Raw genomic sequence first — 15,992 nt, 5'->3', positions numbered from 1 at the left:
TTTAGCAGAGGTTTTTTTATGTCTAAAATTTGTGATGACGGACTCGAGCGGCACTCAAGTGCGCTGCTATAAGTTAAGGTCCGGCCGCTGGTACCACTTTTTATAACCTCTGCTAGATTTAGCAGAGGTTTTTTTATGTCTAAAATTTGTGATGACGGACTCGAGCGGCACTCAAGTGCGCTGCTATAAGTTAAGGTCCGGCCGCTGGGTGAGAGTAAACCGAAACGAAGTTTCGCAGTTATTCGAAGTGAGTTCATGGATGAACGATGGATGTAGCTTCATAGACGAATTAATTACTCTATAATGGGGCTTTTACTAATAGGCTCGAGCGTCACTCAAGGTGATATTCTAAATAGTCATATCACTTTGCGTGGCTGTTTTTTCGTATTAGCTTTGTAAATGAATCAGAGGGCATAGGACGGTACATAAAAAATCCTTGCGCCATTTCGCAGTGAGTCTTTGATACGTAATCAAGCGTTTCTTGATCCTCTATTCCCTCTGCAATAATAGCTAAATCTAAGTTATGACCAATATCGATAATACACTTGGCAATGGCAGCGCTTTGTTCATCAGTAATGACATTTTGTAAGAACGATTTGTCTATTTTTAAGTAATCGATAGGCAATAACTGTAAATAACTAAACGACGAGTAACCTTTACCAAAGTCATCCAATGCAAACGCAACACCATAGTGCTTGAGCTTATGCATGGTTTTACTCATCTTCTCTTTATTTTCCATAAAAATAGATTCAGTTAACTCAATAATTAATTGATCGCCACTAATTGATGAGTTTGAAATACTTTCAATAATGTAATCAATAAAATGTTCGTCCTGAAATTCAATAATTGATAGGTTGACCGCAAGCTTCAAAGGCGCGATGCCCTCTTGTTGCCATAGCTCTAGTAGCGATATAGCTGAGCTAATAGCAAACTCACCTATTTTTTTTATTAATCCAGTTGATTCAGCAATAGGAATAAATAAATCGGGCGGTACAGACTCTCCGCTAGCCGTAAACCAGCGCATCAACACTTCAGCCCCCAAAATCTGATTGCAGTCTAAACCTATTTTAGGCTGTAGATATATTTCTAATTCTTGGTTATCAATCGCTTTGCGAAGTTCGCGCTCAATATCCATTTGTTCACGGGCATGAGCTTCTAATTTCCTATGATAAAAACGGTAGGCATTTTTGCCATTATTTTTGGCGTCATACATCGCCATGTCGGCGTTACTAAGCAAGGAGTCGGGCGTAATGCCATCTTGTGGATACAACGCAATTCCAATGCTTGATGATACATATTGAGGTCGACTATTTATAATAAATTCTTTACTTATTGTCTCTAACAACGCCTCACACAAGTTTTCAATATTATTTTTAGATTTAACAAGCTCAACAAGAATTACAAACTCATCACCACCTATTCGGGCGAGTGTGTCTTGCTCTCTTAAACGGTAGTTAATACGCTCTACCATTTTGATTAGTAGTTCGTCGCCGCCTTTGTGGCCTTCAGTGTCGTTAACTCGCTTAAAGTTGTCTAGGTCTAAAAAGAGCACTGCGGTCATCGAATCATCGCGTCTTGCGAGTGTTAGTGAATGCTCAAGACGGTCCATAAATAATTGACGGTTTGCTAATCCAGTTAGGGCGTCATGGTAGGCTTGAAAATGAATGATTTCTTCATGTTCTTTTTCAACGCTGATATCACGAATACAAAATACACGACCAATAAGTTGGCCATTTTTAAGCTGAGGAAGTGAGCGGTAGCTATAATGCTTGTCGTCGATAGATTCAAACTCGCCACTCAAGGCCTGTTTTGAGTCTGCTTTTAATTGCGCGATAATGTCGGCGCTTTTGTTGCCTTTTTTTATTATTGTATCTATTTGGCTAAAGTAATTATATGCGTTTAAATTAAAGCGCTCGAAGAACTCTCTGGCCATTATATTGGCACTCACAACGTTACCTTTTAGGTCTAGCACAGTAACTTGTTCGCCTATAGCGTCAAATGTTGCATTAAGCACGCTAATTGAGTGTTCTAATTGTTGCTGTGTATCAGAAAGCTCATTAAGTTGGTTTTTAAGTAAGTCATTACGTTCGTTTAATTCGTTAGACGTAATAAATAATGAGCGCTCTAAAATATTGATTTCGCGCTCATTCAGTTCATAAGCATCAGATACCCGCGATATAATATCGGCATACTCTTGAACAAAGCTTTCATCCACCTTACTACGTTTTAACTGGCGTGCTAACAGTTTATGCAACTTGTAAACCTCCTAGTCTTCACTTAATAAAGTCAGGGTCATGGTTTGATTATGTAAATGACACGGCCCCAGTGGTACATGAGGCGATAACTCGCCGTAAGAGTAAAAGCCGGTTCTAGTACAGTTTTCGGGAAGTAAGTCTGCAATTGTTTCAAGCTCTTCTTCAATTAATTGGTCGAGTATTATTCGTCGGCCAACACAACTCACTAAAAGCGCAAGGCTAGGCTGGTTGCTGCCCATCATTTGTATGGCTGCTTCACCTGCCTGTTGTGCTCCATCAATCAGATTTTCGTAGTTTGCGCGCATTAGTTGGCATTTAGCACCTTCAGGAAGATTACCTGCAAAGGTCATGCTTTTTTTATCTTCATCAATACTTAAAATGGTTCTGACTACGGATTGTTCTTCACCAACTTCTTGCATAGATAACGGGAATAATAAAGCAGAGCTAGGCAGCCCGTCAGCGTATTCACCTAGCATCGTTTTGTACAATTCCAGTGACGGGCTATGGTCTATTTCATAAAGGGTATTTTTAGTTGATTTGGTAATTTCGCGTATAGGGCCAAATGGTTTCCACCCGCCCATGGTGCCATGGCTAATATTTAACTTTTCGCCATAAAACCCAACAACAACGACTAAGCCTTTAGTAACGTTATCGTTGTGCCATACTATGGTTTCTTTAAAGCGGGCCTGATCACCCGCTAAGCCACCAGTTACAAGTACGTTTTTAGGTAATGCACCAGTAATACTCTCAATGAGCTCGCTGCCATTTATAAGCTGTCCATCAGAAACAACAAACACATAACGTAAGCCATTATGATCTAATTGATTTACAAGTGCAGCGCCCAAAGAGCTTGAGTCGGCATAGTTACTAATGTTCTCTGACTTGGCAACAACATGACTTTTCTCAAAGTGGACGGCGGTCAGCGCTATGCTTTCGTCGTGTATTTCACTACCTTGAATTTCTCCGCTGGTAGAGCACCCTACAATTTCAGCCTCAGGGAAAGATGATTTTAATTGTGACAACATGTGTGATGTTGCCATGGCATGTCTGTCACCAAAAGCAAATACTAATGCAGCATCAGAATTTATTGGTAACGGCGTTTGCCATTTGCCTTCTTTATAAATAGATTGAAAAGTGTTCATAACTTAAAGGCTTTCCCGTACAACTATGTTATTTATAATATAGATTATAGGGTAAATGCAGGTAAATCCACATTTGTTACGTTTAATTAACGCTCTTTTATAGTGTTTACCATTTTATAAATTTAGTATTTAACTCTTTTAGATAAGTAATGTGGCTTCACATTTAAAAATTGATTTTTTGCTTAAATACAATGAAATCCAACTTAAATGTTTTAGCGTATAATGTAATTAAGTATCATGTTTACAACACGGTTTTAAGAACGTTCATATGACTCAGCTATGTGCCAAACAAAATATTCAAGCAATTGTTAAAGCTATAAAAGCCGAAGAGGCAGTACTTCGCCAAAAATACCCTTTGCTTGCTCATCAAAATACCATTGGTCTTGTTATATTATTGCTCTCGTTGAGTGCTTTAATTGGTGTTGGGGTTTTGTATTACCTTGCCATTATTCCTGCATGGGCTTGTATTATTTTAGCAGCGATGGCGGCTTCGATTTCGCATGAACTTGAACACGATCTAATTCATAAACAGTATTTTAGTAATCAGCCCATAATTCATAATTTTATGATGTTAACTGTTTGGTTAATGAGGCCAAATACCATTAGCCCATGGTATCGCCGCAAAATGCATTTACATCATCATAAAACATCAGGTACGGAGCAAGATCTCGAAGAACGCTTAGTGGGCAATGGCATTAAAAATCCATTTATGCGTGCGCTTGTTATTGTGGACGGTTTACTCGGTTTAGTTATTAATACCAAACGTTTTAGTAAAGAAATTAAAGGGTTTAGTTTTTTTAGCGTATTTAATGCGGGCTTTCCAGTAACAACAACATACTTCATTATTTTGTATAGCGTAATTATATTTCACACAGTTAACTTTTTTGTACCCATTGAAGCAAGCACTCCGGCACTAGCGTTAGAGGTTTTAAATGTGTTTGAATTTATGATGATTGTGTTAATTCTGCCTAATATAGTGCGTTCAAGTTCGCTTAATTTTGTCACATCAAGCATGCATTACTATGGCGGCGTTAATAACATGCTAGAGCAAACTCATGTACTAACAAGCCGTTTATTTATGCCGTTTCACTTGTTTTGTTTTAATTTTGGTAAAACGCACACTATTCATCACTTTGTACCAAATCAGCCATTTTATTTACGCCAAATGCTAAGTGAAAAAATACTTAAAGTGATGCAACAACACAATGTGCGCTTTAACGATTTTGACAGCATTAAAAATGCAAACGCTTATAAAGCCCAAGCTAATTAATGCAAAAGCAATTTGAGCTTTATTTTTAAAACCAATCGTATTTGCGATTGGTTTTTTTTAATTACATTTACCAATTAAATTAAGTTTTAGTATCGCAGAGTAAATCTATGTCGTCTGTGCGATTTAAGGATAGTGCATTTAAAATGGTGTAGGCTATAACTCAACAGCACTTTTCTATAATACTAAATCGGTTATTGGGCTTCATTAAAATAATAAAGGAAAACAGGATGAAAAAATTACTACTTTCAGTGGCATTAGGTTTTGCTGCACTTGGTACGTTTAACGCGCAGGCAAACCTTGATCAACACGTTAAAAATGTAGAGCAGCAGGTAATTGAATGGCGACGTGACTTTCACCAAAACCCTGAGCTTGGTAATCGCGAAACACGTACCGCAGGCATTGTGGCTAAACACTTAAAGTCGTTAGGTATGCAAGTACAAACCGATATTGCTTACACCGGTGTTGTGGGTATTTTAAAAGGCGCAAAGCCTGGTCCTACGGTAATGCTACGCGCTGATATGGATGCACTTCCTGTAACCGAAAAAACAAATGTTCCCTTTAAATCAACAAAAACAACAAACTATCGCGGTGTAGATGTGGGGGTAATGCATGCCTGTGGGCACGACACGCATGTAGCCATGTTGATGGGCGCAGCACAAGTATTGGCCGATATGAAAAGCGAGCTGCACGGTAATATTATGTTTGTGTTTCAGCCAGCAGAAGAGGGCGCACCTATTGGCGAGGAAGGCGGTGCAGAATTGATGCTCAAAGAGGGGATATTTACCAAATATAAACCCGACGTAGCATTTGGTCTTCACATAACATCGAGCTTACACAGCGGCAAAATTGGTTACAGAAGCGGCCCTGCTATGGCCAGCTCTGATAGGTTTGAAATTACTGTTAATGGTCGTCAAGCACATGGTTCAGCACCGTGGACTGGGGTTGACCCTATTGCAGCGGCTGCACAAATTGTAACGGGCGTTAACCATATTGTGAGCCGCCAAGTAAATATAACCAAAGAGCCCGCAATTGTGTCGTTTGGCAAAATAGCAGGTGGAGTGCGTAATAATATAATTCCTGAAAAAGTTGAAATGGTAGGTACAATTCGCAATTTTGATATGAATAATAGAGCACAGATTTTTGAAAAAATAAAAACAACGGCTACACATATTGCTAAGTCGTCGGGAGCAACTGCCGATGTGCATATTCATGAAGGTTACCCAGTAACGGTGAATAACCCTGAGCTTACTGCGCAAATGCTGCCAACCCTCGCAAAAGCGGCGGGTAAAAATAACGTAGTGGAAATGAATAAGATTACAGGTGCAGAAGACTTTTCGTTTTATGCATTAGAAATCCCAAGTGTCTTTGTATTTTTAGGTGGTACGCCAAGTAGCCAAGATTTAAAAACGGTACCAAGTAATCATTCACCTTATTTTTATGCTGACGAATCATCGTTTAAAGTAGGGACTAAGGCATTAAGCCTGCTCGCTGTAGACTACTTAGATAGTAAAAAGTAGGCTGTTAACAATTGAGTTAGTAAAAGTCATAAGCTAACTCAATGTATTTTAAGCGTAGTACGTAAAGGTGTGTGAAGGCTCTATAGGCCTATGTTAGAGGATTACTATATGAAAATCACAGGAAGCTGTTTTTGTGGCGATATAACTTATGAGGCCACCACACAAAATAATAACGTAGTAGTATGTCATTGCAGTGATTGCCAACGGATGTCGAGTGGACCATTTAGAGCCGTTGTAATTGCAGATCCTAATTCGGTTGATTTTACAAAAGGACAACCGAAAGAGTATGTAAAAACAGCGCAAAGTGGCAATAAGCGAGCGCAAGGTTTTTGTGCAAATTGCGGTACGTCACTTTATGCAACAAATGAGTCTCCTATCGATCGTATATATGGGTTGCGTTTAGGTTCGATTGATCAGCGCGATTTGTTTAAACCTTCAATACAAATTTGGACAAAGTCAGCATTGCCTTGGCTTGATGATTTACATCATGTTGATGCATTTGATAGCACCCCTAAGAATTAGTCTTATAAATGCTTTAAACCTCATTCCTGCAGTAAAATAAAGCGACTTATACGTATATAAGCCGCTTTATTTACCAAGTATACGATGCCGATAACATGGCATTGCGTGGTTTACCCGGAAAATATCTATCGCCAGTAAAACTGGTGTAATCAGCTCGCTCAGCATACGCTTTATTGGTCACATTTATAATACGAGCCATAACTTCAAGATTTTTTGTTGCTTGCCACTGGGCGCTTAAGCTAAGAACCGAATGGCCTTCGTATTCATTTAAGTTCTCTGGGTCTGTGTAGTAATGGCCAACATGATGCCATTGAAGTGCAAATTGGGTGTTGTTACGTGCTTGCCACGTAATATCAATATTAGCAATGTTGCGTGGTGCGGTATCTATGTCGTTGCCATTTATGTTTAGGCCGTTAATAACTTGGTTGTTAGTGTAACTATGTTTGGCATGTGTACCTGCAAAGTTAACCGACACGTTATTGGGTAATTGATAATTAAGTTCAAGTTCCACACCTCGATGGCGAGAGCTGCCATCATTTACAGTGAAAAAGTCGCTATCACGGTAAATAGTATTGTGTTTACTCATAGCATATACAGATAAGCCGTAATTAAATGCACTGTATAATCCTTTTATACCAAACTCAGCGTTATTAGCTATTTCTGGGTTTAAATTAGCGGTGGTCTGCTCGCGTTGTAATTGATATAACTCAGCAGCTTGTGGCGCTCGGTAACCGCGAGAAAAGTTAGCGTAAAACGTATTATTACTGTTGTACTGGTAACTTATTCCAAGTTTAGGTGAGGCATTACTAAAGCTATTTTTAGTGCTAGCAGGACGACTATATCGGCACCCACCAAACCCGCACTCGCTACCATCTTCTTTTGTTCTGCCCGCAAGCATATTATTTGTGTAGTCGTACTGCATGTGCTCGTAACGAACCCCGGCTGTTAATAGCCATTTATTTAATTGCCAATTCACGGATGCAAATGGTGCATAAAGTGTGGCATTGACGTTGTAATCGTAATGTTTACCCTGTGGCACGGTAGCCACTAAAAATGCCGAACCTTGCGTTGCCTCGTTTTGACTTTGTAAAAAGTCGGCTTGGGTGTACTCGCCATCTAAGCCTAAGTTCAGAGTTACATTGTTATTTATACTGTGCTTATAAAGCGATTGAACACCAATACCTGTTTGACTGTTTTTTTCAAGCGGTGTGCCTGGTAAAAAGTGCTTAAAAAAGTCCATACTTTGATCGCGCATATACACAGTGGTAGAAAGTACATCGTTATTGGCTAATTGCCATGTTGCATTGCTCCACGCTCGCAAAGATGTTGCCTTTCTAAATGCATCAGGATCGAAGTTTTGCTGTGCTATATCTTCATTTTTATAGCTCTCAAACCCAGTAATAAAACCAGCTGTTTGCTGATCTAAATGTGTATAAGTTATACCCGATGTGAGCAATAGATTATCGCGCTCTAGACGATGGCGTATATTTACTTTTTGTTGTTTAACACTTTCATCATCACGGTACCCTGTATCGTCAGTAATACTGGCGTTTATGCCAATTCCGCTGTTTCCATAGTCTTGCCCTGCACGTAATTTAACGCGTGCATAGCCATATGAGCCATAATCTACGCCCAATAAACCGCCGCCTTGAGTTGTGTCGGGTGTTATTACATTAATAACACCATGCACAGCATTTGAGCCGTATAAAGCTGAGCCCGGCCCTTTTAACACCTCAATACGTTGGGCCATTTCACTATGCGATTCAAATAGCTCATTTATATTACAAAAGCCCGCAGCGCGAAGAGGAATACCATCTTCTAAAGTTAGCACACCACCACATGCGCCAGCCCCAGACAAAACTGGCGAGCGAAGCGCAGGTAAATATTCTTGTCCATTGCCGCGCTGTACATTAGCACCAGCAACGCGTTGCAGGGCTTCTTCAATGTGAGTGGGTGCAATGCTCTTAAGTTGCGCCTCGGTTAGGGTAGAAATAGACAATGGAAAGGGTGTAGAAAGCGCTTCGACCCTCGATGCTGTGGTGGTAATAACTTCAATTGAGTCTGTACTTTTCTGATCAGCTACAACAGCTTGGCTAAACGGCAAAATGAGCGGCAAACAATAATATTTCATACATACCTAAAACGTTTGGGGAAATAGCTTGGTTAAATGATATGTGGTTTTTATAGGCTTTTAAACTTGTTGCGTTAAAGTGCATGTATAACCGTAAATTATTGTTCGTAATATTGCTTTATTTGCTTATCAATTAAATTTATATCGACTACACCCGGCTTAAATGCAATATAAACAGGTAAGCTGGATTCATGGAACTGACGAGCGTGAATGCCGACACTGTTTTTTGCAAACCAAAGCCCAGCTTGATAATTAGTGATTATAAAATCAACACGCTTTTTTTCTAATAACTTGAAAGAATCTGACGTTGAAAGTGCATGCATTATATTTTTAGGCAATATATTGTATTTATCAGCTATTTCATTAGGTAAGGCAACGCCTCGGAGCATAGCTATTCTAGTGCTAGAAAAGTCTTTGTTATTTAGGGTACTTTTATCTAAAGCAAATAATCCAAATTTGGTCACATGTGTAGGGTGCTGAGTAAACTCTAAATGCTTTTCACGTAGGGTGTTTGTTGCTAAAGAGAAATAACAGTCGTAATAGTTAAGGGTCATTTCTTTTTTTACGCGTGCCCAAGGTAAGTGTATTACTTTAATGTTTAAGCCTAAGCTTTGATTTAAGTAATTTATCAGTTCAATGTCTGAACCGGTAAAAATGTTTTTTTGCTCATCAAAAATAGTATAAGGCGGGTAGTGAGTTGTAACGCAGCGTAATGTTTTACCTGACTCGGCAACTGCTAACGATGACGCCACTAAAGCGAAGATTAATAAAATAAAACGCATGACTATCAAATCCATTTTCTTTTAAGTATATAAGCTATTTTTTAATTTTAAAGTGAGTGATGAAATTGATGATCTACGTGTTTTTAAGTCGCGTATAAATTTAATTTTTGGAACACACCATGTTTAACGCAGAGCAGCAATCACGCATTATTGAAATGGCGTGGGAAGATAGAACGCCATTCGAAGCCATTGAACAACTATACGGATTAAAATACCCTCAGCTCGTCGTTTTTATGCGAGAGCACATCTCTAAAGGGAGTTTTAAAGTGTGGCGTAAGCGCCACGCAGGGCGTAAAACTAAGCACTTAAAGTTACGCGATCCCGCTATTATGCGCAGTCATTGTAAAACTCAGTACAAACACCGTTAACACCGTAAATTTAAGCGCTATTTCATTTGATGTTCATCCTAGCTTGTTAGTCTTAGGTGACTATTAGCACTGGAGATACTTATGAAAGCAGCTATTTATATCGCACTCATCACACTTGCGCTGTCATCTGTTGGGGCACAGGCTAACCCAAACAAAGACAACCATGGCCAGCACCAAGGTAAAAAGGTTGGCCATAAAAAACACCAGCATCATGATCATAACTCTCTTTCTAAAAAAGAGAAGAAGCAGTTACTTCGTGCAGGGTGGACTCCGCCAGGTAAAAATAAGCGTTACCATACTGGTGATATTTTAGAGGTTGATATATACAAACGTGGTAGGGTTGTTGAACGTTCGAGAAATAATGGTACTGTAAGTATCGAAATCGACCGTAAAATTATCCACTTAGTACACGATACACGAGAAATCTTATCAATTTTGAGTCGCTAAATTAATTTAAAGGGATTTAAGTAATGCTTACATTGTTGGCTGTAACTACTGGCTTTTTTTTACTGGTAACTTTACTACCCATGTCATACAGCCAGCACTACTTGGTTAGAAGTTGCGATTTTGTTCGCTTACAAGTGTTATATATTGCTGGTTTTATATTTGCTAGCTCACTATTTTTGTTATGGCTAAATAGTGATACGCACTATATTTATATTACGCTCGCATCTGTAATTATTATGGTTTTACAAGGTAAGTGGATCTTTCCTTATACTTGGCTTGCAAAAAAAGAAGTACAAAGCGCGAGCAAAAACAGCGAGCACAGTATAAGAATTATGTCGGCTAATGTGCTTATGTCAAACCACAATAGTGAGCAACTAATAGCGTTGGTGAATCAGCATAAACCTGACTTACTCATTACACTTGAAAGCGATAGCTGGTGGGAAGAAAAGCTATCGGTCCTTAAAAAAGATTACCCTCATTATATTGAATGCCCTAAAGACAATCGCTATGGCATGCATTTATACAGCAAATTTAAATTACTCGATGCGCAAATATGTGAGCTCATTGAAGATGATATTCCTTCAATTCATATTTTATTTGAAAACGACGAAGGCCTTGAAATGCAAGGGCACTTTATTCACCCAGCACCACCAAGCCCAACTGAAGAAGATTCATCGCGCCCACGCGACTCAGAACTAATAATGGTTGCCAAAGCAGTTAAAAAACCAACTCGTCCAACAATCGTAGCGGGTGATTTAAACGATGTAGCATGGTCGCGCAGTACGCGTTTATTTATGCAAATAAGTGGCTTTTTAGATCCCCGTAAAGGTCGCGGCTTTTATAACACATTCCACGCTGGTTACTTTTTTATGCGCTGGCCGCTCGACCACCTATTTCATAGCCAGGGTTTTAAGGTTAAGCGTATTGAGCGCTTAGCTAAATATGGCTCAGACCACTTTGCGCTGCTTACCGAGCTTTCTTATGAAAATGCCAGTCAGCAGTCATTAGAGGACAAACCCGACGAGTTAAAGCAAGAAGAAGTAGCAGAACTTACCATGAGCAAAGCCGATAAGCGAAAAGTCCCCAGATTTGAAAAATAGTAATTGTTATTAGGTTGTGTAGGTCGGATAAGCGAAGCGCCAACGACTAAGCATTAACGTATGAATATCTAGCGCCTCGGCAACGTCCTTTGACATGACATCGTCTCGTAAGCTTAGTTCGACTGCTTTGATTTTGAAATTAACGGGGTAAAACCATGTCTTTCTGGGTTGGGTATATCTAGGCATGTTAGCCTCCTCAAAGTGATGAGGAGGTGTCCACTAAAACGGGTGAGGAGCAAACCTCCTTGAAATTCCTTGTTATGTTTACACTACTTCCATGGAATCCATGATTTTGGTGCATGACCTGTTACCGCAACTTTTAAAAATAATAGAAAGCAATAAGGAGCTGATAACATACCGAATACATCCCTAAAACCTAGGTTATCAAAATTGACATTACCGCGTTCAAAAAGTGCAAATAACAAGCTACAAAAAGCAATAAGCCCACAAATGATAAATATTATTGCCAAAATTCTAATAAACAAACTAACTTTTTCACCGTTCCATGGTGCTTCCATAAAACCTCCTTCTAAACATAGCGCCCTAATAACGGACAAAAATCAGTTGGATAAAATTAGCGACGCAGGAGCAAAACCAACTGTTTTTTACCCTGTTAGGTGCAAACTAACTCTGCTTCTTTACACGACATTGTACTTAAACTTTTTAACTCGTTGATAAAGTTATCCAGTAGCGTTGGCTCAGTAATTAGATACATTTTAGCCTCGCTTGCTACCTCTTTGCCTTTAAAGTCGAAAAACTCAGATTGTTGCATTGTTGAAATATGAAGGTTTCCAGGCTTAGGGAAATGAAGCCGAGCACTAAAAGCACCATTAGCATATTCAGAACCGAAAGCGCCAAAGTCAATATCTTTTAAGCCACCATAATAGTGTGTCCGAAAACTTAATAGGCTTTCATGTAGCTCTGCCAACTCAGTAGCTGCAAGATAAACTTTATTTGAAAAAATAGAGTAGCCGTTATTAACCGTAACTCTTAGCTCAGTAATATCGTCATCACACCATACTTGTTCAAATTTGATAAAAGGCTTCATTCATGCTCCTTGCATCTAACGCCCGCTTCAGCTGCGCCAAAGTCGGAGTGTTTTTGTGTTAATGTTTGAGCGCAGCGAGTAACACAAAACGCGGAGGTTTTGGCGTCAGACTGGAAGCGCTTGTTAGTTGTTTGCATGTAAATTTGTTGAGTATGATTTTTATTCGCCGGACTCATCATCGTCTTGTTTGCTATTTATAGATAAGCCAATTGCAACTCCGATAGCTATGCCAACACCCATGCCCAAGGCTAAGTTATTCATTGCAACTCCTATTCCTGAACCTATGGCTACACCAATAGCAATTCCGAAACCCACGGGGCTTTTAATGTTGTTACCTTTATTCCATTTATTCAATTGTTATCTCCAATACAACTAACGCTCCGTTAACGGGCGAGCGCTTTTTGCGAGTCCGTGCCAGCGTTGTTTGCTGGCGTTTTCGTTAAACGGCTTGTTATAAGCCATTTACTCAAAATTGTCGAAATCAAATTTAAAAGTTACTTCAAAGCAACGTTCTTCGTGCTTTGAGGCATTGAATTTCCATTTAGTTAAGGCTCTAAGCGCTTGCCTATCAAAAATTCTTCTCGGGTGAGAACGAGTTATTTGACGCTCAAAAACCTCACCTTCACCATTAACGGTAATTTTGATATCTACGTAACCGATACCTAAAATCCGTTCAGAATGAATTGGCCATTGAGGATTCACAGTTTCGATTAACGCAAATTTTTCACCAATACATGAATCTACTTCATATGTATCGGTATTAACAAATGATACTAATGCTGAGATTAAAACTAATTCGATCATCATGGCTTATAACGCCGTTTTAAGCGGCAAATTGCAGTTGGCTAAAATAAGTGAGGCACGAACAAAAAACCAACTGTAATTTGTCCGCCTTGAAAACCCTTGTTATACGCTTATTTAACCGTCCGGTCTTTAAAGTATTTATAAATACTGGAATAACCAGTTACTGCATAGAATATGAATATTGAGCCTAATCCTACACTAGTAATTACAGTGACAACTCCAGAATTCCCAGTCGGTTCTCCTACAATAGCTATAAATACTCCATGCAAGATGAATGATGAACCCAGCAAAAAAGCTATAATTCGAAATACTTTAGTTCGCATAAACTCAAATCCTTTGAAACGTATAACAATTTAATCAAAGGACACTTTCCCCATATTTGCGTAAAAAGGTCCTTATTTCATGAATTTTTACTGTTAGCAAATAATGTAACTTATTGCCAGCTATAAATATTATGCTTAATGTAGGTTATTAAGCATGTAGAAAAAAGGAAAGTTTCCTCTTATTATTCCTAAACTAGCGCTCACCTTGGTAAAGGCTGCTTTGCATTGTGAATTCATCGTTGCCTTTTAGGCCAACCCTCGGGTTTTTATCTTATTTTTAAGCTTAGATTTTGTCGCATTTATAGTGTTTTTCTAGCTTGCTCAATGCATTCAAACTTTTTACTTGTAACGCTTTTTATGTTTTGTTCACCACCGCATTCAATGGCAGCCATTTTTTTGTGGTTATATGCATTGTAGGTTTGTGCTAAAGCGCCTGCTGATAATGCAACCGCTGCAATAACGACTAATTTTTTTATCGTTTTATTCATGTTTAATCCTTTATGCTGCTCTACTTAATTGAGACTTTTTCTATTAAGGCACTCAGCTTTTTATGAAATATTTAATAAGTAGTAAATAAGTTAGCAGCCATTAAGCTGGCTTAAAACCCTAAATTTGTAACAGTGTATGTTTGCTAAACTATTTTTGATTATTAGCGCTTAGCGAGCTTTTATTTGTTAAGCATAAAAAAGCCTAAAAGCGGCAGTTCGCTTTTAGGCTTCATATTTATTGCTGCTATTTTATTCAATAACAGGTATGTTGCATTGTATTATGCGTTGGCAATCATAATGCTCTTAATATTCACAAATTCGCGCATACCAAAGCCACCATGCTCTCGGCCGTAGCCACTTTCTTTAACACCACCAAACGGTAGGTTAGGCTGTGCAAGGCCGTAACCGTTAATGTTGATCATACCGGTGTCAAAGTGCTTTTTAGCCAGTTCGATGGCTTTTTTCTCATCCTTTGAAAAAATACCCCCGCCTAAACCATAGCGAGAGTCGTTGGCAATGCGCATAGCATCGTCGTTGTCTTTTGCTTTAATAAGTGAAGCGACAGGGCCAAATAATTCGTCGTCGTATGCGGGCATACCCGGCGATAAGTTATCGAGAATAGTAGGCGGGTAGTAGTAACCCGTTTGCGATGGAATTTCACCACCCGTTACAATATTTGCACCTGCTTTAACCGATTGCATGACTTGGTCATGAATACCGTCGCGTAAATCTTCACGTGCCATTGGGCCAAGGTCTGTGTCATCGGCCATGGGGTCGCCCATTTTTAACGCTTCAAATTGTTCTTTAATTTGTGCTTTAAAGTCATCGTAAAGTGACTCAACTACAACAAAACGTTTTGCTGATACACAGGTTTCACCGTTGTTGATCATACGTCCTGTTACACAGGTTTTAACGGCAAGTTCTAAATCGGCATCATCCAGTACTAAGTAAGCATCGTTACTGCCAAGCTCCAGTACTGTTTTTTTAACGTGTTTACCGGCTTCTTCGGCTACTTTTTTACCCGTACCATCACTGCCTGTAAAGGTTACACCGCTAATTGCTTTGTGGGCAATTAGGCTGCTTGCTGTTTTACCATCAATAAGTAAATTGCTAAAGCAATGCTCCGGGAAACCGGCTTGTTTAAATAGAGCTTCGATTTTTTCAGCCATGCCAAAAACGTTACCTGCGTGCTTAAGCACGGTCGTGTTACCGGCCATAATGTTAGCTACGCTGTAGCGAATAACTTGATAAAGCGGGAAGTTCCAAGGTTGAATGCCTAATAAAACGCCCGTAGGTTGGTAACTAATAATGGCGCGGCCACCGTCCATGTCTCGTTCTTCGTCCGCTAAAACTTGTGGGCCGTTTTCAGCTGTATAACGACAAATTCCGGCACATAGTTCAACTTCTTGAAAGCCTTGCTCGTAAACTTTACCCATTTCTTCGGTCATTAATTTAGCAATGGCTTCTTTTTGTTCTTCAAAAAGTGTTGCGAGGGCATTTAAATGTTTTGCGCGTTCGCTAAATGACGTTAAACGCCACTTTAAATATGTTTCGTGAGATTTTTCGATTACTTGCTCAGCCTCATGTTGAGAAAGTAGCGTGTAGGTATCGATGGTTTGCTCAGTTGCCGGATTAATCGTTTTAACTGTATTGCTCATTCCTATCTCCTTACAATTTATGTAAGCAGATAGGTGCAAATCAAAGGCCAATATAATTGCAGAAATGAACTTTATTTAACTTGTTGATTGTTATTGGCTATTTTATTTTTAAAGTCTTGTTTTACTTTTTTAATTTA

Annotated in this window: 16 protein-coding genes and 1 pseudogene; 6 read left to right on the top strand and 11 right to left on the bottom strand. The window is 39.1% G+C overall.

The window, feature by feature from the left end; translation table 11 throughout:
* Positions 1–361 precede the first annotated feature (361 nt).
* On the bottom strand, positions 362–2,254 hold the full coding sequence (locus tag PMAN_RS11495) for an EAL domain-containing protein (protein ID WP_010557829.1): 1,893 nt from the start codon (positions 2,252–2,254) through the stop codon (positions 362–364).
* Positions 2,255–2,266: 12 nt separating this feature from the next.
* Positions 2,267–3,397, bottom strand: a complete 1,131-nt coding sequence (locus PMAN_RS11490) for an FIST signal transduction protein (RefSeq protein ID WP_010557828.1) — start codon at positions 3,395–3,397, stop codon at positions 2,267–2,269.
* A gap of 268 nt (positions 3,398–3,665) precedes the next feature.
* Between PMAN_RS11490 and PMAN_RS11485 the strand changes: the two genes are divergently transcribed.
* The 3 genes from PMAN_RS11485 to PMAN_RS11475 all read left to right on the top strand — a co-directional run bounded on the left by PMAN_RS11485 (position 3,666) and on the right by PMAN_RS11475 (position 6,706).
* The gene (locus PMAN_RS11485; protein WP_010557827.1) at positions 3,666–4,667 is read left to right on the top strand and encodes a fatty acid desaturase; all 1,002 of its coding nucleotides are present in this window, start codon (positions 3,666–3,668) and stop codon (positions 4,665–4,667) included.
* 227 nt (positions 4,668–4,894) lie between these two features.
* A complete protein-coding gene (locus PMAN_RS11480; RefSeq protein ID WP_010557826.1) occupies positions 4,895–6,184 on the top strand; it encodes a M20 family metallopeptidase in 1,290 nt (429 codons plus the stop codon).
* 108 nt (positions 6,185–6,292) lie between these two features.
* Positions 6,293–6,706, top strand: coding sequence for a GFA family protein (locus PMAN_RS11475; protein ID WP_010557825.1), 414 nt, complete (start codon positions 6,293–6,295; stop codon positions 6,704–6,706).
* Positions 6,707–6,776: 70 nt separating this feature from the next.
* On the opposite strand, the gene PMAN_RS11470 is transcribed toward PMAN_RS11475, so the two are convergent.
* Both PMAN_RS11470 and PMAN_RS11465 read right to left on the bottom strand, forming a co-directional pair.
* Positions 6,777–8,837 carry a TonB-dependent receptor gene (locus tag PMAN_RS11470; RefSeq protein WP_010557824.1) on the bottom strand — a complete coding sequence of 687 codons (2,061 nt, stop codon included), beginning with the start codon at positions 8,835–8,837 and terminating at the stop codon, positions 6,777–6,779.
* A gap of 98 nt (positions 8,838–8,935) precedes the next feature.
* Entirely contained in the window at positions 8,936–9,619 is a 684-nt protein-coding gene (locus PMAN_RS11465; RefSeq protein WP_010557823.1) for a substrate-binding periplasmic protein, read from the bottom strand.
* 119 nt (positions 9,620–9,738) lie between these two features.
* On the opposite strand from PMAN_RS11465, the gene PMAN_RS11460 reads away from it, so the two are divergent.
* The 3 genes from PMAN_RS11460 (at position 9,739) to PMAN_RS11450 (ending at position 11,534) form a co-directional block, all read left to right on the top strand.
* Entirely contained in the window at positions 9,739–9,987 is a 249-nt protein-coding gene (locus PMAN_RS11460; protein ID WP_006793686.1) for a TIGR03643 family protein, read from the top strand.
* Between the two features lie 81 nt (positions 9,988–10,068).
* Positions 10,069–10,434, top strand: coding sequence for a hypothetical protein (locus PMAN_RS11455; protein ID WP_010557822.1), 366 nt, complete (start codon positions 10,069–10,071; stop codon positions 10,432–10,434).
* A 23-nt stretch (positions 10,435–10,457) separates the two neighbouring features.
* A complete protein-coding gene (locus PMAN_RS11450; protein WP_010557821.1) occupies positions 10,458–11,534 on the top strand; it encodes an endonuclease/exonuclease/phosphatase family protein in 1,077 nt (358 codons plus the stop codon).
* Between the two features lie 27 nt (positions 11,535–11,561).
* Here the strand turns inward: PMAN_RS11450 and PMAN_RS11445 are convergent.
* The 7 genes and pseudogenes from PMAN_RS11445 to PMAN_RS11420 form a co-directional block, all read right to left on the bottom strand.
* Positions 11,562–11,720 (bottom strand): annotated as a pseudogene (locus PMAN_RS11445) (transposase); the annotation flags it as partial.
* An 83-nt stretch (positions 11,721–11,803) separates the two neighbouring features.
* On the bottom strand, positions 11,804–12,052 hold the full coding sequence (locus PMAN_RS11440; RefSeq protein ID WP_010557819.1) for a hypothetical protein: 249 nt from the start codon (positions 12,050–12,052) through the stop codon (positions 11,804–11,806).
* 95 nt (positions 12,053–12,147) lie between these two features.
* A complete protein-coding gene (locus tag PMAN_RS11435; protein ID WP_010557818.1) occupies positions 12,148–12,582 on the bottom strand; it encodes a hypothetical protein in 435 nt (144 codons plus the stop codon).
* Positions 12,583–12,741: 159 nt separating this feature from the next.
* Complete coding sequence (locus PMAN_RS19270; RefSeq protein WP_474064931.1) at positions 12,742–12,897, bottom strand: glycine zipper domain-containing protein; 156 nt, start codon at positions 12,895–12,897, stop codon at positions 12,742–12,744.
* 147 nt (positions 12,898–13,044) lie between these two features.
* On the bottom strand, positions 13,045–13,389 hold the full coding sequence (locus PMAN_RS11430) for an energy transducer TonB family protein (RefSeq protein ID WP_010557816.1): 345 nt from the start codon (positions 13,387–13,389) through the stop codon (positions 13,045–13,047).
* Positions 13,390–14,008: 619 nt separating this feature from the next.
* On the bottom strand, positions 14,009–14,197 hold the full coding sequence (locus PMAN_RS11425) for a hypothetical protein (protein ID WP_006793677.1): 189 nt from the start codon (positions 14,195–14,197) through the stop codon (positions 14,009–14,011).
* Between the two features lie 278 nt (positions 14,198–14,475).
* Positions 14,476–15,855, bottom strand: a complete 1,380-nt coding sequence (locus PMAN_RS11420) for an NAD-dependent succinate-semialdehyde dehydrogenase (protein ID WP_008126503.1) — start codon at positions 15,853–15,855, stop codon at positions 14,476–14,478.
* Positions 15,856–15,992 lie beyond the last annotated feature (137 nt).

This window comes from Pseudoalteromonas marina (assembly GCF_000238335.3).
In the GTDB taxonomy this organism is placed as follows: Bacteria; Pseudomonadota; Gammaproteobacteria; order Enterobacterales; family Alteromonadaceae; genus Pseudoalteromonas; species Pseudoalteromonas marina.
The sequence above is the reverse complement of the archived record's forward strand: the minus strand, read 5'-3'. Positions and strand labels throughout refer to the sequence as shown.